This window comes from Planctomycetaceae bacterium, assembly GCA_039680605.1.
Taxonomy (GTDB): domain Bacteria; phylum Planctomycetota; class Phycisphaerae; order SM23-33; family SM23-33; genus JAJFUU01.
On the sequence record JBDKTA010000054.1, the window covers coordinates 159,909 to 180,026 of the forward strand.

Below are 20,118 nucleotides of genomic sequence, written 5' to 3' on the forward strand. Positions count from 1 at the left end.
AGGGGGGCTCATGATATCGGCCATCGGGCAACCGTATGTTATCCGTGACTGCGGCCCGCAGGACAGGGACGCCTGGGAAGCTTACGTGCGCTCTCACGCGCAGGGCACGCTGTTTCACCTGCCCCAGTGGAGCCGCGCCGTGGCCCGCGCGTACGGGCACCGCCCGTACCACCTGGCGGCCTGGGACGGCCAGCGCATGGTGGGCGTGCTGCCGCTGTTTCTGGTCAAGAGCCTCTTCGTGGGGCGCGTGCTGATCTCAGTCCCCTATGCCACCTACGGCGGGATCCTCGCCGATTCGCCGCCGATAACCCAAGCCTTGTTTGAGGCGGCCACGGACCTGCACCGCCGCCTGTCGACGCGGTACATTGAGCTGCGCCACCGCGACAGCAGCGGCCTGGAACTGCCATCGATCGACCGCTACGACACGTTTCGCAAGGAACTGGCGACCACGCCCGAAGGCATCATGAAGCAACTGCCGCAGAAGGCGCGCACCGCCGCTCGCAAAGGCCTCAAACTCCTCGGCGACGACTGCGTCTCTTTCTCGCCTGACAATCTCGACAGGGTCTATGACATCTACTCGCGGCGGTTGCGGGAACTGGGCTCTCCCAACTATCGCCGGGCGTTCTTTCGCGTCCTGCAGGAGGAGTTCGGCCAGGATTGCGCCTGCATCGTCGTGCGCAGCGGCCACGGACAGTCGCTGGCGGGTCTGATGGGGTTTTTCTTCCGGGACGAGTTTACCTCGTATTTCGCCGGCAACGTGCCCCACGCCTTCACCGCCAGCGCCACCGCGGCGATGTACCTGCGGACGATGGAATACGTCGCCCAGCGCGGCGCGAAGATCTTCGATCTCAACCGCAGCCGGCGCGACAACTCCGGGCCCTATCAGTGGAAGCGCCACCAGGGCTTCACGCCCGAGCCGCTGCACTACCAGATCTATAACGGCGGCAGCGGCGAGATGCCCAACCTCACGCCCAGCAACCGCAAGTTCGCGATCGCTTCCAGAGCGTGGAAACGGATGCCTCTGTGGTTCACGCGCGCCATGGGAGGGCGTCTGACCAAGTGGATTCCATGATTGGGCCGCCGCGGCAAGGGGGACTGACGTGCTGACGTTCAGGTGGGGCACATGAAACAGCTTCTGTATATCTCTCATTGCGTCCCGTATCCCCCCGACAAGGGGGAACGCATCCGCGCCTACCACGAACTGCGCGCCTTGAGCGCCGATTTCGAAATCACGCTGGTTTGCCTCGCGCGAGGCCGCCGGCGCCCGGAGCCGTCCGTGGTCGACCACCTGCAACGGTTTTGCCGCCGCGTGGAGATTATTCCGGCGGGCGGAGCCGCCGGACTGCTCCGCGGCGCCCTGAGCCTGGCGGCGGGGCGATCGGTCAGTGAAGGCTACTTCACGCTGCCGGCGGCCAGGAACCTCATCGCGCGCCTCGCGCCCCCGGGCGGGTTCGACCTGGCGATGGGGTACTGCTCGGCCACGCTGGACCTGGTGCTCTCGGCCGCGGCAGGGGCCCGAATTCTGGACGTTGTCGACGCCGACAGCCTCAAGTGGGCCGCCTATGCCCGACAGTCGCGCTGGCCGCTGAGCAGGCTGTACGCCCGTGAGGCCGCCGCGGTGCGGGCGCTCGAGGCCCGGGCGGCGCAGCGATGCAACGCCGTCTTCTATGTCAGCGAGGCCGAAGCGCAGGCCGCCCCGGCGGGCGATCGCGTGCATGCGGTCGCCAACGGGGTCGATCTGGAATACTTCAACCTGCATCACGACGCCTCACGATCGGCCCAGACGGTGGTCTTTCTGGGCTCGATGGACTACCGCCCCAATATCGAGGCGGCCTGCTGGTATGCGAGGCACGTCCATGGCCCGCTGCGGGAGCGGCATCGGGAACTGGAGTTCTGGATCGTCGGGCGCCGCCCCGCCCGAGCGGTTCGCCGCCTGGCGCGTCAGGCCGGCGTGCATGTCACCGGCACCGTTCCCGACGTCCGCCCGTACGTCGCCCGCTCGCGCCTGGCGGTGGCGCCGCTGATGATCGCGCGGGGGGTGCAGAACAAAGTGCTCGAAGCCCTCGTAATGCAGCGCCCGGTGGTCGCCTCGCCGGCGGCGCTGGAAGGACTGGACCTGGACGACTGCCCCGGGGCCGTCCGCGCCGATGGACCGCAGCAGTGGATCGAGGCCGTCGAAGCTCTGCTGGGCGATCCTGCCCGCTGCGGACGCCTGGGACGCCAGAGCCGCCGCCTCATTGTGCAGCGCTATTCCTGGCGCCACTGCCTCAAGCCGCTGGTGACGCTCTGCCGGGATCTGAGCGAGGCGCGGCCGGTTGACCGCGCCGCCGAGACCGCGGAGATCCAGGGGCGCACCATCCTGTGCTTTGCCAGCGGCTACGATGCCCCGCCCACCAGCAAGCATCACGTGATGCACGAACTGGCGCGTCGCAACACCGTGCTTTGGGTCTGCTACCATGGTTCGCGAACGCCGACCATCGCCGGTCACGATCTCAAGCACCTCGCCGGGCGGCTGCGAAACGTGTTCTCCGGCGTGCGGCAGGTGCGGGAGAATCTCCACGTGCTGACGCCGCTGGTGGTGCCGCTGCCGGGCTCGGCCGCGGCCAAGGCGATCAATCGGCGTTTGCTGAAATGGCAGATCAACCGCGCGTTGGCCCGCCTGCGGTGCGGGCCGCTGCAGATCTGGTCGTTCTGCCCGGACGTGGCTTACCTCGTCGAAGGCTTCGACGCGGAGCGCGTGCTGTACTACTGCGTGGACGACTTCGCCTCCTTCAGCGGTTACGACAGCAACCTGATGCTCAGCCAGGAACGCGCCCTCTGCCATCGCGCCGACCTGGTAGTGGCCACCTCGCAGGCTCTCTATGATGCCAAAAAGTCGCTGGCCCACGACACTCTCCTGGTGCCCCACGGGGTCGACTGGGAGCATTTCGCCAAGGCTTTGAGCGAATCGAGTCGGGCCGTTCCTGCCGATATCGCCGCCATCCCAAGCCCGCGCGTCGGGTTCTTCGGCCTCATCCGGGACTGGGTGGACCTGGACCTGATAGCCGCCGTGGCACGCCGGCGACGGCAGTGGCACTTCGTGTTCCTGGGCGATTCGGCCGTCGACCTGACGCCGCTGCAGGCGCTGCCCAACGTACACTTCCTGGGTCCTCGACCCTACGGCGCCCTGCCGGACTACTGCCGTGCGATGAATGCGGCGATGGTGCCCTTCAAGCTCAACGCCCTGACGGCGGCAGTGAACCCGATCAAGCTGCGGGAGTATCTTTCGGCGGGCCTGGGCGTGGTGTCGACGCCGCTTCCGGAGGTGCAGGCTCTTGGGGATCTGGTGGAGATCGCCGCCGGTCCGGAGGCGTTCGAGGCGGCTGTCGAGCGCCTGTTGTCCTGCGACGCCGGCCATCGCCTGCGGCGGTCGCAGAGCATGTCCGATCAGACCTGGCAGCAGAAGGTGCAGCAGATTTCCCGGCGACTGATGGGCGGCGCCGCGCCGATCGAGGGGCGTTCATGAGTAAGTCTCGTCTCTACATGCGCAACGCCGCCGCGAATTGGCTGGGCTATGCCGCCAACATCGTCGTGATGCTCTTGCTTTCGCGACTGGTAGTACACAGCCTGGGCAAGACCGGCTACGGCGTCTGGTCGCTGCTGATGACGCTGACGGGGTACCTGGGCCTGGCCGAATTGGGCGTGCGCGTCAGCACCGGGCGTTACGTCAACTATTACATCGGGCGCGGCGAGCAGGATAAGGTCGACAAAGTCGTCAGCACGTCGATGGTGTTCTGCACCCTCATCAGCCTGGTGGTGTTCGCGGCGGCGTTGATCATCGGGACGTTCTTTCACGAGTTGTTCCCCAAGACTCCAGCCAGCCTGGCCGACGAGGCCTTTGCCGTGCTGATGATGACGGCATTGAACGTCTGGCTGGGGTTCATGGGCACGCTGTTCGGGCAGCTCTTGCGGGCCCGCAACCGGTTCGATCTGCGAAGCCTGGCGATGGTGATCACCCTGCTGGTGCGCGCGGTGGGCACGTGGATCGTCCTCAAGCGAGGCGGGGGGCTGGTCGAACTGGCCGAGGTGCTGGTTCTCAGCAGCGGCGTCAGCTTCCTGCTGTTCGTCGCCTTTACGCGCTGGAAGGGAGCCCCCGCCCGCATCGCGCTGTCGCTGTTCGACTGGCAGACGCTCAAGGAGACGTTCCGCTACGGCATCTGGGCCTTCATGCAGAACATCAGCTCGCGGATCATCAGTTGCACCGACGTGGTGGTCATCGGCCTGCTGCTCAAGATCGAGGACATCGCCGTCTACAGCATCGCCCTGTCGCTGATCGAGTACAGCACCGCCCTGGTGCAGCAGTTGTTCTCGGTGCTGGTGCCCGACGTGGAACAGGCCGCCGGACGCGACGACAAAACCGCCCTGGCCGGCTACATGCTTAACGGCACGCGCGTGACGTTGATGCTGGCCGTGCCGCTGCTGGTGGGTCTGATGACCATGGGCGACGACTTCATCCGCATCTGGCTGGGACCGGGCTTTGAACGCAGCGGCGGGGTGCTGATCATCCTGGCCGTCACGTCCCTGGCCGGCATGCTGTCCTGGTCGCCGGGAATGTGCCTCAACGCCATGGGCTACGTGAAGATTAACGCCGCCATCTCCGGCAGCGAGGCGGTGCTGAACCTGGTCCTGAGCCTGGCGTTTGTGACGCTGTTCAAGTGGGACATCTACGGCGTGGCGGCAGGGACCATGGTGCCGGCTATCGGCTTCAGTTGCATCCTGGTCACGCGGCTGTGCTACCGGAAACTGGGCGTGCCGTTCGGTAGCGTGCTGACGGAACTGGTCTTTCCGATGCTGGTCACCGCGGCAGTGTTCGCGGCCATCTGCCTGGGGTGGCAGGCCCTGCTGCCGGTCACATCCTGGGGAACGTTCCTGTTGTCATTGGCCGTGCTGGCGACGCTGTATGCGCCGCTGGGCCTGTACGCTTTCCTGCCGGCGGAACTGCGAAAGGCGCTCTGGACAAGGATCATGGCCAGGCTGGGATTCGCCGCGGATGTCCAGGTGGGGGATGTTCTGCCGGCGCAAACGGAGGAGCGGGAATGAACCCGTCGGTCCTGATTATCTGTGCAAGGTTTCCCCCCGTGAATGTCAGTTCCATTCACCGCACCGTTGCTCTGTGCCGCCACCTCATCGGCGCCGGCCACCGCGCCACCGTGCTGACCATGCCGCCGCTGCCCGGTCAGCCGGTCGACCCGACGCTGCTGGCGCGGGTGCCGGGGGCAATCGAGATCGTCGCGGTGCGCCCGTGGCTGCAGAAGTGGATCACCAACGAAAAGAAGATCGCTGCCGGAGCGACCGGGCCCGCCGCGGAGGCGCCGCCGGCGGCCCGGAGCGACCTTCAGCCCGGGCTGCGAAGTTGGATTTCCTGGTGCCTTCGCACGCCGGACAAGTGGACGCCGTGGTTCGTGCCTGCCCTGCGCCGGGCGATCCGATACGCGCGCACCAATCACGTCGACGTGATCTACTCGACCGCCCCGGTCTGGACCGCCCACCTGGTCGCCATGGCCGCTGCGGCGTGGCTGAAACTGCCCTGGGTGGCGGACTGCCGCGATCCGTGGCAGGCCAACCCGTTCCGGCGGTTCCCGCACGCGACGCACCGGCGGCTCGATGCGGCGCTGGAGCGGGGGATGGTCCGCCGCGCCTGGCGGGTCATCTGCAACACGCAAGGCGCCGCGGCAGAGTTTTCGCAACGCTTCCCCGACCGGGCCGAGGCCTTCGTCGCCATCCCCAACGGGTATGACGCCGCCGAGGTCGCCGCGGCGATGGACGCACCGGTGCGGCCTCATGACGGGATCTGCCGTCTCGTCCACACGGGCAATTTTTACGGCGGTCGCTCGCCGCGGCCGCTGCTGACGGCCTTGAAGGTGCTGGCGCAGCGGCGCCCCGAATTGCGCAGTCGCCTGCGCCTGGTGCAGATCGGCCTGGACAACTACCAGGGTCAGGCGCTGTCGGAGCTGGCCGGCCGCTGCGGCGCCGCGGACATGGTCGAGGTGGCCGGGGCGATGCCCCACGCTCAGGCCCTGCAGGCGGTGCATCAGTCGGACGCGGCGGTGGTGGTCGGGCATGACGGTCCCGGCAGCGATCTGCAGATACCCCGCAAGTTCTACGAGTACATCGGACTGGGCAAGAGCATCCTGGTCACCGGCGGCAGTTGTGCGGGCATTTCGCAGCTCCTGGCCGGGCGCAGCCACGAGTCGATCTGGATGGTCCCGGAGCAGGCCGACGGCGGCGCCAAGCTCGCCGACGCGCTGGAGCAGATCGTCGGGCGCTGGCAGAGCGGCCTTCTGAGCGGACCGCAAGACCTGCGCGCCGACTTCACGTCAGAGGTGATGGCCCAGCGGATACGCCGGGTGCTGATCGAGACCGTCGAGGCGGCGGAGGCGCCCGCGGCGGCGGCCAAGGAGGACGCTCCATGATCTTCAACCTTCGCGCGGCGATTATGACGGTGGTGGGGCTGGTCTGCTTCGGCGTGGCGATCCGCCGCCCCCACAAGGGGCTGCTGCTGCTGGCGATTCTGTATTTCTTCCGCCCCGACCTCTGGGGCGCCGAGACCTGGTGCCGTCCCACTCTCTGGGTGACGCTGGCGGTGCTGATCGGCACGCTCTTCGACGCCGGCGCCAAGGACGCTCCCCATGGCAGAGCGCCGGGAGAACCGGCTCGCACGGGTGTGGCGCTGCGCTGGCTGGGTCCGATCCTGATCATGTACTTCGCCTCGATCTTGAGCGGTCCGCTCTTCGGCGAGCAGGGGATGATGTTTCTCCAGGAGATCTACAAGATCTTCATCGTGGCGTTTCTGATCGTGCGACTCTGCGACACACCGGCCAAGCTGGCGGCGTTCCTGATGGCCGTGCTCGTCGGGTCGCTCTGGTATGCAAAGGTCTGCGTCCTGGGTTGGGCGATGATGGGCTTTGCGGATGCCGTCCGGATCGACACGGCCGCCGGGCAGGGCGGCGGGTCCAACCACATCGCCTGGGCGCTGTCGGTGATGCTGGCGCCGATTCTCTACCTGGTCTTCAAGGGTCAGGGCTGGCGGAGAACAGCCGCCATCGCCGCATTCGGGTTCTATGTCGTGGCGATCGTGGCGACGGGCTCCCGCGGCGGACTGGTCTGCATGGCGGTGGCCGTCGTCGTGACGATGATCGCCATGCGCCGCACGCTGTGGCTGGTCGCGATGGCGCTGCTGCTGGCGATGGCGATTCCACTGGTCTCCGCGGCCCGGGTGGAGCGGGCCGAGACGCTGACGCTGGACCCGGCCAAGATGGACGCCTCGATGCTGAGCCGCTATCAGAACATGGTCATCGGCACGCAGATCATCGCCGACAATCCGCTGTTCGGTACGGGCCTGGGCTCGTTTCCCTTCGCCAAGAGAAAGTACATCCGCTACGACTACGCCGGCGAACTGTACCACGTGGCCCACAACACCTACATCCAGATGGGCGCCGAACTGGGCCTGCCGTTCCTGGCGTTCTTCCTGGCGATGAACGTGTTCGTATTGAGGTATCTGCTGCTGCGGCCGCGACGCGGGTTGTCCGACGAGGATCAGCAGCGCATGGATTGGGTGCGCATCTCGATGCTCGGGGCGCTGGCGGCGACCCTGGTCAACATGATCAAGAGCGACATGGCCCGGTGGGACTTGTTCTGGTGGATCTACGCGATGGCCCTGGCATACCACAGCGTCCGCGTGCGGTACGAGGCACGGTCGGCGGTATCGCCGGCCGTCAGCCAGGCCGCGGACCCGCCTCAGCGCAGCAAGAGCGGACGGTTTCAACCCGCCGCCGAGCCGGCAATGACACGCTCATGAAGAAGATGAAGGACCAACAGCCCAAGGCCCCGCTGCACGTGCTGCACGTGATCAGCCAGTTTGGTCACGGCGGGATGGAACTGGCCCTGGCGCGCGTGACGCGGGCACTGGGCGCGCCCCTGCGCCACAGCGTTGTGGCCATCAGATCGAGTCTCGGCGCCGGCGACCTGCTGCCCCCGGACGTGCCGCTGTACTGCCTCAACGCCGCCGGGCGGGACTGGCGGGTGCCCCTGCGCTTGTGGAGGCTGATCCGCCGGATACGCCCTGACGTCATCCACGCTCGCAACTGGGGCGCCCTGCCGGACGTCGCGGCGGCGAGGCTGCTGGCCGGGCGGGTCCCCTTGATCTTCAGCCTGCACGGCTGGTCCAACCTGACCGACATGCCGCTGAGGCGGCGCGTGGCCTTCAAACTCGTCGGCGCCACCGCCACGCGATTGTTCGCCGTCAGCTCCGAACTCCAGCAGGCGCTGCAGCAGCGTTTCGCCCGCCGCGCCTCGACGATCGGCGTCATCCCCAACGGCGTCGACACTGGTCTGTTCTGCCCCGCCCAGACGCCTCGCGCCGCCGCGACGCCGCTGGTCGTCGGCACCGCCGGCGGACTGCGGGCCGTCAAGAACCACGCCCTGCTGATCCGCTCGTGCGCCGCCCTGGCGGCCTCGGGGATCGATCTGCAACTGCAGATCGCCGGCAAAGGCGAGTTGCGCGACGACTTGGCAGCGTTGGCCCAGACACTTGGACTGGCCGACCGCCTTGTGCTGCCAGGCAATGTCGACGACGTGCCGGCCTTCCTGCGGGGGCTGGACATATTCGCCCTGCCCAGTTTCAGCGAAGGCCACCCCAATGCGCTGCTGGAGGCGATGGCCTGCGGCCTGCCCTGCGTGGCGACCGATGTCGGCAGCGTTCGCGAGGTGCTCCGGGACGGTTGCTTCGGACGGCTGGTGCCCTCTGACGACGCCGAGGCGCTGGCCGACGCCATCGCTTCTCTGGCCGCCGACGCGGAGGCGCGCCGGCGCCTGGGGAGCGGGGCCCGCCAGCATGTCTGCCGCAACTACGGAATGGAACGCATGGCGGCGGCCTATGCGGAGCTTTATTTCGGCACGGCCGCCCGCGTGGCGACATGAGAGTTCTTTCGTTTTCATCCTGTTTTCCCAGCACGCCGGCGCCCAGCGAAGGCATCTTCGTGTTCGACCGGCTCAAGGCGATCTCTGCCCACGCCTCTCTGCGGGTGGTACACCCGGTGGCGTGCTGCCCGCTGATGGGCCCCATCCGACGCCCCGCGGGTTTGCCCGAAAGCGAGGCGCTGGACGGGCTGCCCGTCTGGCATCGGTACTATCCGTACGTTCCGGGTGTGCTCAAACGCTTCGACGGGTGGTTCTACTATCGCGGTCTGCGGCGGTGGGTCGCCCGGCGCTGCCGCAACTGGCAGCCGGATATCCTCGACGCCCACTTCGCCTGGCCCGACGGCGTCGCCGTGAGCCTGCTGGCCAGAAGCCTGGGCCTGCCCTACGTCATCACCCTGCGCGGCACGATCAACCCTCGCAAGGAGATTCCCTGCTTCCGCGCCCGCATGGCTCCCGCCCTGCGCTGCGCCGGCGCCGTCATCAGCGTCAGCGGGCCGATGGCCGAGACGGCCATCGAAATGGGCGCCGCGCCGGAACGAGTGCATGTCATTCCCAACGGCGTTGACGCCGAGGCGTTCCAGCCATGCCCCCGTGACGCCGCCCGCCTGCGCCTGGGGCTGGACCCGCGACGGCAAACGCTCGTCTGCGTCGCCAGCCTCAAGGCGCCCAAAGGGCAGCGAGACCTGCTTCATGCGGCTGCGGACCTGGCGTCGCGGCCGATGATCGTGCTGGTCGGCCCGCCCGCCGCCGGAGCGGGGTACGTCCAGTCACTGCGGACTTTGGCGGGGCGGCTTGGCATGAGCGAGAGGCTCAAGATCATTTCAGCCGTGCCGCGTCAGGAAGTGGTTGATTACTTTAACGCGGCCGACCTGACCGTGTTGCCCAGTCATTCCGAGGGTTGCCCCAACGTGCTGCTGGAGTCGCTGGCGTGCGGAACGCCGCCAGTGGCCACGGCGGTGGGGGGCGTCGCGCAGATTATCCGCGACGGCGACAACGGCCTGCTTGCCCCGCCAGGCAACCCCGCCGCCCTGGCGGTCGCACTGGAACAGGCCCTGGCGCGTCCGTGGGATCGCGCCCAACTTCGCCAGTCCGTCATCGCCCGCTCCTGGGCGGTCGTGGCTGAAGAAGTCACGCAGGTGTTTAGCGAGGCGATCAGTCGCAGCCGTCATTGCGACAGCGGCCGCGACGGCGAGCCATCCTTATAGTACCGGTCCGAGCGGGCGTTCCTCCGCCAGTGGGACTGATACGCAGTAGTGCCGATATCGAAGACCTGGAGAGTACCATTTCGGCTTTCTGTACCCGCACCACGTGATTTTATCGGACTCAGCATGGCGGCTCAGCGGCGGAGCAAAGCCATTCAAAACGCTAACAGAACTATGGTTATATCTGGATAAAACAAGTCTAAGATAAAAGACTATAAGCTCATAGGAAAAAATCCCCTCCGGAAGTACTTGTTTTGCCTACCCCGGGTATAGTACCTTTTCTTAAAGCCTGAGCCTCTGTTGGGCTTTGGTTTTGAAGCTGCGATTCTCCCCCGCCTGACCGGCCGGAACAGGCAGAGAATCGCGACCCGCCTGAATCTCTTTCGGAACTTTTTAGGAGAGGTATCATGGACCCAGCCTTCGGCCCCAAGTTCGAGCAGCTCGAAGACCGGCTGTTGCTGAGTATCAGCCCGATCCCTGTCGGAACATTCCTTGAGGTGGGTGGGCAGGCCGTCATGGAGACGGAAAACTTCACTACCAAGGCCGCAGGCGCCGGCGCCGGAGCCAACACCGCCTGGACCGCAACCACGGGCGCCACCGGCTACAGCGGCGCCAGCGCCATGGCCGCCACGCCCAATGCCAAAGTCAGCATGGGCGACAGCCTCGACGGCGCGCGGCTGGACTACCAGGTCAATTTCGAGACGGCGGGAACCTACTACGTGTGGGTCCGCACCATCGGGGCCACCGGCTCGGACGACTCGATCAACGTCGGTCTGGACGGGCAGGCCGCCACGCTGGGCAAGTGGGGCATGAGCATGACCACCTCGGCGTGGGGCTGGAACGACTGCGTCGTCGACGGTAACGGCGCCACGCGCGTGACGATCGACGTCAAGGAAGCCGGGCTGCACACATTCAATATCTGGATGCGCGAAGACGGCACAGTCATCGACAAGGTCATCCTGACCCAGGATGCCGCTTTCAAACCCACAGGCGTCGGCCCGGTTGAAAGCAGCCGCGCCGCGACGAGCCAGAGCCCGGTCGCTGTCAATGATGCAGTTTCGACCGAAGCAGGCAAGCCCGCAACGGTCAACGTGCTGGCCAACGACAGTGACCCCGATGGGGACGCTCTAAGCGTCGTCAGCTTCACCCAGGGCGCCAAGGGCAGCGTCAGCGCCGGAACAAATGGCACGCTGATCTATACGCCGGCGGCCGGTTTCGTCGGCGACGATGCCTTCAACTACACGATCTCCGACGGCAAAGGCGCGACCGCGTCGGGCAGCGTGGCGGTGACGGTCACCGCGGCGCCGACGGCCGGCGACGGCGCCTTCCTCGTCAGCGGCGGGCTGGTGTCGATGGAGGCGGAAAACTTCAGCGCCAAGGTCGCCGGCACCGGCGCCGGGGCCAACACCGTCTGGACAGCCACGACGGCCCTTTCGGGCTTCAGCGGCGCCAACGCCATGCAGGCCCTGCCCAACGCCAAGGTCAGCCTGGGCGACAGCCTGACCGGCGCGCGGATGGACTACCAGGTCCAGTTCGACGCCCCGGGCACGTACTACGTGTGGATCCGCACCATCGGCGCCACCGGCTCGGACGACTCGGTCAACGTCGGCCTCGACGGCCAGGCCGCCACGCTGGGCAAGTGGGGCATGACCATGACCACGTCAACCTGGGCGTGGAACAACGGCGTCAAAGATGCCGGCGGGACCACCCGCGTGGCCATCAACGTCACCACCGCCGGCGTCCACACTTTCAACGTCTGGATGCGCGAGGACGGAACGGCCGTCGACAAGATCATCCTGACCCGCGACGCCAGCTTTACGCCCACCGGCACAGGCCCTGCCCAAAGCGCCCGCGCCGGCGGCCCCGCCGCGAACGCCGACCCGACAGCCGCCAACGACGCGGCCTCCACCGCCGAAGACACGCCGGTGACCATCGCCCCGCTGACCAACGACCGCGACGCCGACGGCGATACGCTGACGATCTCGGCCAACACCCAGCCGGCCAACGGCACGCTGGTCAAGAACGCCAACGGGACCTTTACCTACACGCCCAAGTTGAACTACAACGGTACGGACAGCTTCAACTACACCGTCAGCGACGGCAAGGGCGGCACGGCCAAGGCGCTGGTGAACATCACGATCACGCCGGTTAATGACGCCCCGGCGGCCGTCGACGACGCGGCCACCACCGCCGAGGACACGCCGGTGACCGTCAACCCGCTGGCCAACGACACTGACGTCGATGGCGACGCGCTGACGATCTCGGCCAACACCCAGCCGGCCAACGGCACGCTGGTCAAGAACGCCAACGGGACGTTCACCTACACGCCCAAGCTGAACTACAACGGCGCTGACAGCTTCAACTACACCGTCAGCGACGGCAAGGGCGGCACGGCCACGGCCACTGTCGCCATTACGGTCACGGCGGTCAATGACGCCCCGGCGGCTGTCAACGACACGGCCACGACGCCGCAGGGTCAGCCCGTGACGATCGATGTGCTGGCCAACGACAGCGACGTCGACGCCGACACGCTCAGCGTGGCCAGCTTCACCCAGGGCGCCCACGGCAGCGTCATCGCCGGAAGCGATGGATTGGTCTATACGCCCGCGGCCGCCTACAGCGGGCAGGACAGCTTCACGTACGTCGCCTCCGACGGCAAGGGCGGCCAGGCGACCGGCACGGTCACGCTGACGGTGACGCCGGTCAGCACCACCGGCGCGTTCATCGAGAGCGGCGGGCAGGTGTCGATCGAGGCCGAGAACTTCACCGGCAAGGTGTCCGGCACCGGCGACGGCGCCAACACAGCCTGGACGGCCACGACCGCGCTGACGGGCTTCAGCGGCGCCGGCGCCATGCAGGCGCTGCCCAACGCCAAGGTCAGCCTGGGCGACAGCCTCGTCGGCGCCCGGATGGACTACGCCATCGAGTTCAAGACGCCCGGCACGTATTACGTGTGGGTGCGCACCCTCGGCGCCACGGGATCGGACGACTCGATCCACGTCGGGCTCGACGGCCAGGCCGTCACCACCGGCTCGTGGGGCATGAGCGACACCACCGCGACGTGGGACTGGAACAACAGCAAGGTCGATGCCAGCGGCGCCACGCGCGTGACGGTCAACGTCGCCACCGCCGGCGTTCACACGCTGAACGTCTGGATGCGCGAGGACGGGACGGCCGTCGACAAAATCGTGCTCAGCCGCGACGCGACGTTTACCCCCACCGCCACCGGACCCGTCCAGAGCCCGCGCACGGGAACGACAACCAACGCCAGTCCGCTGGGCTATAACGACGCAGCCACGACGACGGCGGGCAAGGCTGTCGTCATCGACGTGCTGGCCAACGACATCGATCCCGACGGCGACACGCTGAGCATCAGCCAGTACACCCAGCCCGCCAGCGGCACGCTGGTCAAGAACAGCAACGGGACCTTCACCTATACCCCTGCCGCCGGCTTTGCGGGCACCACGAGCTTTGGCTACACCGTCACCGACGGCAAGGGCGGGTACGGCACGGCGAACGTGGACATCCTGGTCGTCGCTGATACCGGCGGCGGCACGGGCACGGGCGTCCCGGGCGAAGAGCTGGGCAGCGTGTACTACATCGACCGCGATGGAGACGGCTACGGCGTGGCCAGTTCGAAAGGCCCCGACGCCGACGACACCGACGCCAGCGTGTATACGTGGCAGCAGGGCGTGGCCAAGTACGGCACGTTCAACGCCTTCCTGTCGCACCTGGGCTACGATCCCACGCGGATCATCTATGTCTCCAAGACCGGCAGCAACACCACCGGCGTCATCGGCGACATGAACAAGCCCTTCGCCAGCTTTTCGGCGGTTTCGCTCAAGCCCGGCGACATGGTGATCTACCGCGGCGGGACGTACGGTTCGTTCAACGACAACAGCGTCGACGGAACGGCCAGCAACCCCATCGTGTTCATGGCCATGCCCGGCGAGAAGGTCGTCTTCAGCTCCACCGGCGACGCGATGGGCGTCGACGGCAGCTACGTGATCTTCGACGGATTCGTCGCCAGCAACCCCAACAAGAACGGCGCCGGATCGGGCATCGAGAACCACTACGGCCACAACATGACGTTCCGCAACATGGAAGCGGTGGGCTTCAAGTGGGGCTTCCACGCGGTGCAGGACCTGCAGAACATCCTGGTCGAGTACAGCGTGTTCCACGACAACCCGGGCGAGCACGGTCTGTACTTCGGCTCGCGCGACCTGCCCAGCGCGAATATCACCATCCGGGACAGCCTGTTCTACCGCAATGGGCGGACGGGCATCCAGTTCAACGGACGGGTGACGAACCTGCTGATTGAAGACAACGTGATCCACACCAACAACCTCGGAGGCGTCTCGTTCCTCGAGGGCGTGCATGATTCGACCGTGCGGCACAACTTGATCTTCAACAACAACAAGCAGGGCATCGTCGTCAACACCTACGACGACGCAATGTCGACCATCCTGCCGTATAACCAGTACAACCTGACCATCGAGGACAACATCATCTGGGTTGGGCGCTATAGCTGGAACGGGAACTACCAGCCTGCGAACTTCCAGGGCATCCTGTTCAACGACACCACTGCCGCCCAGAAGTACCAGATTTACGGCTGCGTCATCCGCAACAACACCATCGTGACGTACGCCGGTCCGGCGATCGAGTTCAACAACAGCCGGACCACCAACAACGAGGTGTACGGCAACACGTTCTACCGCATGAGTGGCGGATCGGGAACCGGTGCGTTCGCCATCAACGGGACCAACTACAGCTTCTCGTCCTTCGAGGCCTACTCCTCGAAGTACCATGGCAACACGTACGCCGACCCGGGCTTCGCGGATGCCTCCGTGAACTACTACTTGACCCCCGACAAGTTCGATTTCCGCCAGTTGTAACGTTAAGGGCGGCCTGGTCGGAGGCCTGTCGGATCGGCCCGCATCGAACCCGGTGCGGGCCGATCTCTATTTATCGCCCAAGCCGCGGCAGGCGGCAGGCCAGTCCGCAACTAAATGCCTAGTATCAACTTGGCGGTGGTGAAGTAGATCAGCAGACCGGTGATGTCGACGATGGTGGTCAGGGCCGGGCTGGCGACGACGGCGGGGTCCCACTTCATTTTGGCGGCCCCCAGGGGCAGCAGCGCGCCGATCAGCGTCGCCGTGATCACCTGCAGCGACAGCGCCACGGCGATCGCCAGGCCGATCTTGCCCAGGGAGAAGCCGGTCTTGATCTCGCTGCCGGCGGATAGCCACATTACCTTGGCGAACGACAGCACCCCCAGGATCAGCGCCAGCAAAAGGGCGATCTTGAACTCCTTGAAGATCACGCGCAGCACGTCGCGCGGACTGACCTCGCCCAGCGCCAGCGCCCGCACGACCACGGTGGCCGACTGGCTGCCCGTGTTGCCGCCGGTGTCGGCCACCATCGGCATGTACAGCGCCAGAATGAGCAGGTTCATCAGCGTGGCTTCGTAGCCGTGGATGATCAGCCCGCTGACCAGCCCCAGGGCAGCCAGGCCGACGATCCAGTACGCGCGGTTCTTGAAATGCACCCACGCGGGCGTCTTGAGATATTCGCCGGCGGCGTGGCGGCCGGAAATGGCCATGAACTTTTCGATGTCTTCCTGCTGCTCCTGGCGCAGAATGTCCATCGCGTCGTCGTGGGTGACGATGCCCACCAGCACGTTGTCGTCGCTGACGACGGGGATGGCGATCAGGTCGTACTTTTCGATCGACCGGGCGGCCACTTCCTGGTCGTCGTTGACGCCGACGGAGATCACGTCGCTGTGCATGATCTCCTCGACCGTCTGGGCGGGCCGGGCCAGGATCAGGTCCTTCAGCGAGACGAACCCCACCAGGCGATGCTGGGCGTCGACGACGTAGATGTAGTAAATGGTCGCCTTGCCCGGGGCCTGGATGCGGATCTGCTCCAACGCCTGCGAGATGGCGATGCCCGGACGAAGCACGGCGTAGTCGGTGGTCATGACCGACCCGGCCGTGCCCTCGGCATAGCTGACGAGCTTGCGGATGTCTTCGCGTTCGGCCTTGGCCACCAGCGGAAGCAGTTCGCCCTGGACCTTTTCGTCGAGCTGCTGGACGAGGTCGGCCCGCTCGTCGGGTTCCATCTCCTCCAGCAGGCGGGCCATGTCGCGGCGGTTCTGCCCGGTGGCCAGTTCCACCTGCTGGTCCAGGTCGAAGTGCGAGAAGACCTCGGCCCGGTCCTTGACCGGCAGCAGGTGGAGCACCCGCCAGATCTCCCCGGCCTCCAGACCGCTGATCAGTTCCGCCACAATGGCCGGATGGCTCTCGGCGATCAAATGACGAATCGGCTCGACATCCTCCGATGCGAGCAGTTCGCGAAGTTCAGGCACAAGAAGAAGCTGTTTCATGGCTGATCGAAGCCGCCCCAATCTCGCGTCGAGTCAGGAGGATCTATGCAACATCCCGAAGTCTATGACCCTTATACGACCGCGGAGGCGGCAAGTCAACGTCCTGGCCGGCTCGGTGGCATGGCGACACGCGTTGTTCAGCGGGTCGCCATGTCTGTGCGCTGAGCATCATGGCGACCCACACGAAACAGAAACGTGTGTCGCCATGCCACCCATCTCTGATTCTGCGGGGCGGGGACGAGTGTGAAAAAAACAACAGCATAGGACGGATTTCGGTTGACGGATTTGCCATTGCCGCTAACAATATTGTTGACCAGCGCAAGGAGCATTGGTTCTCGATGCCCTGACGCTCTGGATAAGAACTGCGGCTGTGAGGCAACCGTGGGAAGGGCCCGCGGCTCTGTCAGCTTGTTCCAGTCGCCTAACTCGAGGAGATCCCTCATGATCAAGCAGCGTCTTTTTACCCCAGGTCCCACGGATGTTCCCGCCGAAGTGCTCGTCGAAATGGCCAAGCCGATGTTCCACCACCGCACGCAGCGGTTCAAGACCATGTTCGCCGAGGTCAACGCCTCGCTCCAGAAACTGCTGATGACCGCCAACGACGTGCTGATGATCGCCGGTTCGGGCACGGCAGGCATGGAGGCGGCGATCGCCTGTGCCGTCCCGCGTGACAAGAAGGTGCTGATCGCCAACGGCGGCAAGTTCGGCGAGCGCTGGGTCAAGGTCGCCAAGGTGTACGGGCTCAAGGTCGACGAGGTCAAGCAGGAGTGGGGCACGGCGATCTCGGCCGAGGTGGTTAAAGAAAAGCTCGCCACCGGCGAATACGGCGCCGTGATCGTCGTCTACAGCGAGACCTCCACCGCGACGGCGTGCGACCTCGAGGCCATCGGCAAGGTCGTCGCGCCGACCCCGGCGCTGCTGATCGCCGACTGCATCACCGCGGCAGGCACGCTGCCGCTGAAGACCGACGCCTGGGGCGTGGACATCGTGGGCATGGGCAGCCAGAAGGCCCTGATGCTGCCGCCGGGCCTGGCGATGGTCTCGGTGAGCAAGAAGGCCTGGGACGTCATCGAAAAGATCGACCCGCCGACGGTGTACCTGAGCCTCAAGGCGTACCGCAAGGCCCTGGCCAAGAGCGACGTGCCGTACACGCCGGCGGTCTCGCTCATGCGCGGGCTCAAGGTGGCGCTGGACATGATCCATGCGGTGGGCATTGAGAAGGTCTGGGCCCGCACGGCGATCATGGCCAAGGCGACCCGGGCGGCCTGCGAGGCCCTGGGCATGAAGACCTACTCGCAGCAGCCCAGCGACTCGGTCACGGGCATCTGGTTGCCCGAGGGGCTGGACGAGAAGAAATTCCGCAGCACGCTTCGCGACAAGTACGGCTGCAGCGTCGCTGGCGGGCAGGATCATCTGGAGGGCAAGATCTTCCGCGTCTCGCACCTGGGCTACGTCGACCCGCTGGACACGCTGGGCCTGGTGGCGGCAGTGGAGTACGTGCTGGCCGACCTGGGCGTGAAAGTGGAGATCGGCAAAGGCGTCGCCGCCGCGGCCAAGGTTCTCAAGGACTGGAACTGACTAAAACCGGAATAATGGAATGGTGGAAGACTGGAATGATGAAGAGACTCAAAGCCGCGGCAGAAGCCGTGGCATGAGACCCCATTATTCCAGCATTCCAGTATTCCATTCTTCTCCGTTTAGGAGCTTGCCATGAAAGTGCTCGTAGCTGACAAACTCAGCCAGGTCGGGCTGGACTGGCTTAAGGAACAAAAGGACGTCGAGATCACCATCAAGGCCGGCTTGGCGCCGGAAGAGCTGGCCAAGATCGCCGGGCAGTACGACGGCATGATCATCCGCTCGGGCGCGAAGGTGACGGCCGCGGTTATGGCCGAGCCGGGCGCCCTCAAGTGCATCGCCCGCGCGGGCGTGGGAGTCGACAACGTCGATGTGCCCGTGGCCACGCGCAAGGGCATCATCGTGATGAACACGCCCGGCGGCAACACGATGAGCACGGCCGAGCTGGCGCTGGCGCTGATGATGGCGCTGTCGCGCAAGATCGCCCCGGCCAATGCGTCGCTGCGGGGGGGCAAGTGGGACCGCAAGAGTTTCGAGGGCACGCAGCTTGCCGGCAAGACGCTGGGCATCGTGGGCATGGGTCGCATCGGTCGCACGGTGGCCACGCGGGCGGCGGCGATGGACATGCGCGTGCTGGGGTACGACCCGTTCTTCGCCGGCGAGACGATGGACGAGACGGAGATGGTCAAGGACCTCAACGACCTGTGCAAGCGGAGCGACTATATCACCGTACACGTGCCCAAGAGCGGCGACACGCTGGGCATGATCGGCGCGGCGCAGTTCGCCGTGATGAAACCCTCGGTGCGGTTGATCAACGCCGCCCGCGGCGGGATCATCGACGAGCAGGAACTGCTCAAGGCGCTCAATGAAAATCGCGCTGCCGGGGCGGCGCTGGACGTCTACATGGCCGAACCGCCCGAGAGCGAAGTCGAGAAGGCCCTGATCTCGCACCCCAACGTGCTGGCCGTGCCGCACCTGGGCGCCAGCACCGAAGAGGCGCAGGAGCAGGTCGCACTCGACGCGGCCAAGCAGCTCGTCGAGGCCCTGCGGGGCGGCGAGGTCCGCAATGCCGTCAACGCCCCCGGGTTCGACCAGGCCCTGCCCGAAGTGCTGCGCCCTTACACCGAACTGGCCAGCCGCCTGGGCACCATCCTGGGCGCCATCACGCCCGGGGCGATCAGCCGCGTCGAGGTGATCTATCGCGGCGCCATCGCCGACATGAACGTCACGCCCGTGACCACGCACGTGCTGGTGGGACTGATGAGCCGCCACATGGACAGCCCCGTCAACGTGATCAACGCCCCCGGGCTGGCCCAGGACCGCGGCGTCGAGGTGCAGACGATCTCCAGCGCGAAGATTCGCGAGCATGCCAACCTGATGGAAGTGCATGTGACGACCGACAAGACCAAGCGCTGGGCCGTCGGGACGATCTTCGGCAACAAGTTCCCGCGCGTCATCGGGATCGACGGCTACCGCATGGAGATGAAGCCCGAAGGGCATGTCGTCATTATCGAGAACGAAGACAAGCCCGGCGTCGTCGGGCGATACGGTACGCTCTTCGGCGAGAACCAGATCAACATCGCCGACATGACGTTCAGCCGCAAACTCAAGAGCGGCATGGCCCTGGTGGGCATCAACCTCGACCAGGCCGCCACGAAAAGCGTGATGGAAAAGCTCACGCAACTGCAGTTCGTCAAAAACGCATGGTACCTGCACCTGCCCGACCTGCCGCAGGAAGAGCAGGAGTAAGCAGCTAACAACAGATCCTAGATGACAGGTCCTAGATCCTCGGGAAGAACCCCGGGGATCTAAGACCGTCTTTTCGTGTCGCGGGCATCTTGCCCTCGCTTGATTGTTCTTGCTTTCCCTAGAGCAAGTCACGAACACATCTAGCGCCCTCTGAAGAAGTTGTGTATGCTTGGGTCAAGCATGGAGGCTTGAAAGGAAAGCATACTCAAGGGATTTACGTACGCGTGTGTTGGCAATGTGCGACGCGGG

At 65.8% G+C, this 20,118-nt stretch carries 11 protein-coding genes; 10 read left to right on the plus strand and 1 reads right to left on the minus strand.

Annotation, left to right across the window (positions count from 1 at the left end; genetic code table 11):
- Positions 1 to 10: 10 nt before the first annotated feature.
- The 8 genes from ABFD92_17300 (at position 11) to ABFD92_17335 (ending at position 15,055) form a co-directional block, all read left to right on the plus strand.
- On the plus strand, positions 11 to 1,072 hold the full coding sequence (locus ABFD92_17300) for a FemAB family XrtA/PEP-CTERM system-associated protein (GenBank protein MEN6506295.1): 1,062 nt from the start codon (positions 11 to 13) through the stop codon (positions 1,070 to 1,072).
- 51 nt (positions 1,073 to 1,123) lie between these two features.
- Entirely contained in the window at positions 1,124 to 3,505 is a 2,382-nt protein-coding gene (locus ABFD92_17305) for a TIGR03087 family PEP-CTERM/XrtA system glycosyltransferase (protein MEN6506296.1), read from the plus strand.
- On the plus strand, positions 3,502 to 5,079 hold the full coding sequence (locus ABFD92_17310; protein MEN6506297.1) for an oligosaccharide flippase family protein: 1,578 nt from the start codon (positions 3,502 to 3,504) through the stop codon (positions 5,077 to 5,079). The genes ABFD92_17305 and ABFD92_17310 overlap by 4 nt, the downstream gene beginning before the upstream one ends.
- Positions 5,080 to 5,117: 38 nt before the next feature.
- Positions 5,118 to 6,452, plus strand: a complete 1,335-nt coding sequence (locus ABFD92_17315) for a glycosyltransferase (GenBank protein MEN6506298.1) — start codon at positions 5,118 to 5,120, stop codon at positions 6,450 to 6,452.
- A complete protein-coding gene (locus ABFD92_17320; protein MEN6506299.1) occupies positions 6,449 to 7,837 on the plus strand; it encodes an O-antigen ligase family protein in 1,389 nt (462 codons plus the stop codon). The genes ABFD92_17315 and ABFD92_17320 overlap by 4 nt, the downstream gene beginning before the upstream one ends.
- Positions 7,834 to 8,958 (plus strand): glycosyltransferase, encoded by a 1,125-nt coding sequence (locus tag ABFD92_17325; protein MEN6506300.1) that lies wholly within the window; start codon positions 7,834 to 7,836, stop codon positions 8,956 to 8,958. The genes ABFD92_17320 and ABFD92_17325 overlap by 4 nt, the downstream gene beginning before the upstream one ends.
- Positions 8,955 to 10,163: a glycosyltransferase gene (locus tag ABFD92_17330; GenBank protein MEN6506301.1), complete on the plus strand. Its 1,209-nt coding sequence runs from the start codon at positions 8,955 to 8,957 to the stop codon at positions 10,161 to 10,163. Before ABFD92_17325 ends, ABFD92_17330 begins: the two co-directional genes overlap by 4 nt.
- 404 nt (positions 10,164 to 10,567) lie before the next feature.
- The gene (locus ABFD92_17335) at positions 10,568 to 15,055 is read left to right on the plus strand and encodes a tandem-95 repeat protein (GenBank protein ID MEN6506302.1); all 4,488 of its coding nucleotides are present in this window, start codon (positions 10,568 to 10,570) and stop codon (positions 15,053 to 15,055) included.
- A 110-nt stretch (positions 15,056 to 15,165) separates the two neighbouring features.
- Here ABFD92_17335 and mgtE read toward each other — a convergent pair whose 3' ends face one another.
- Complete coding sequence (gene mgtE / locus ABFD92_17340) at positions 15,166 to 16,545, minus strand: magnesium transporter (GenBank protein ID MEN6506303.1); 1,380 nt, start codon at positions 16,543 to 16,545, stop codon at positions 15,166 to 15,168.
- Positions 16,546 to 16,986: 441 nt separating this feature from the next.
- On the opposite strand from mgtE, the gene ABFD92_17345 reads away from it, so the two are divergent.
- Both ABFD92_17345 and serA read left to right on the plus strand, forming a co-directional pair.
- Positions 16,987 to 18,123, plus strand: coding sequence for an alanine--glyoxylate aminotransferase family protein (locus tag ABFD92_17345; protein ID MEN6506304.1), 1,137 nt, complete (start codon positions 16,987 to 16,989; stop codon positions 18,121 to 18,123).
- Positions 18,124 to 18,255: 132 nt separating this feature from the next.
- Entirely contained in the window at positions 18,256 to 19,869 is a 1,614-nt protein-coding gene (serA, locus tag ABFD92_17350) for a phosphoglycerate dehydrogenase (protein ID MEN6506305.1), read from the plus strand.
- The last annotated feature ends 249 nt before the right edge of the window (positions 19,870 to 20,118 follow it).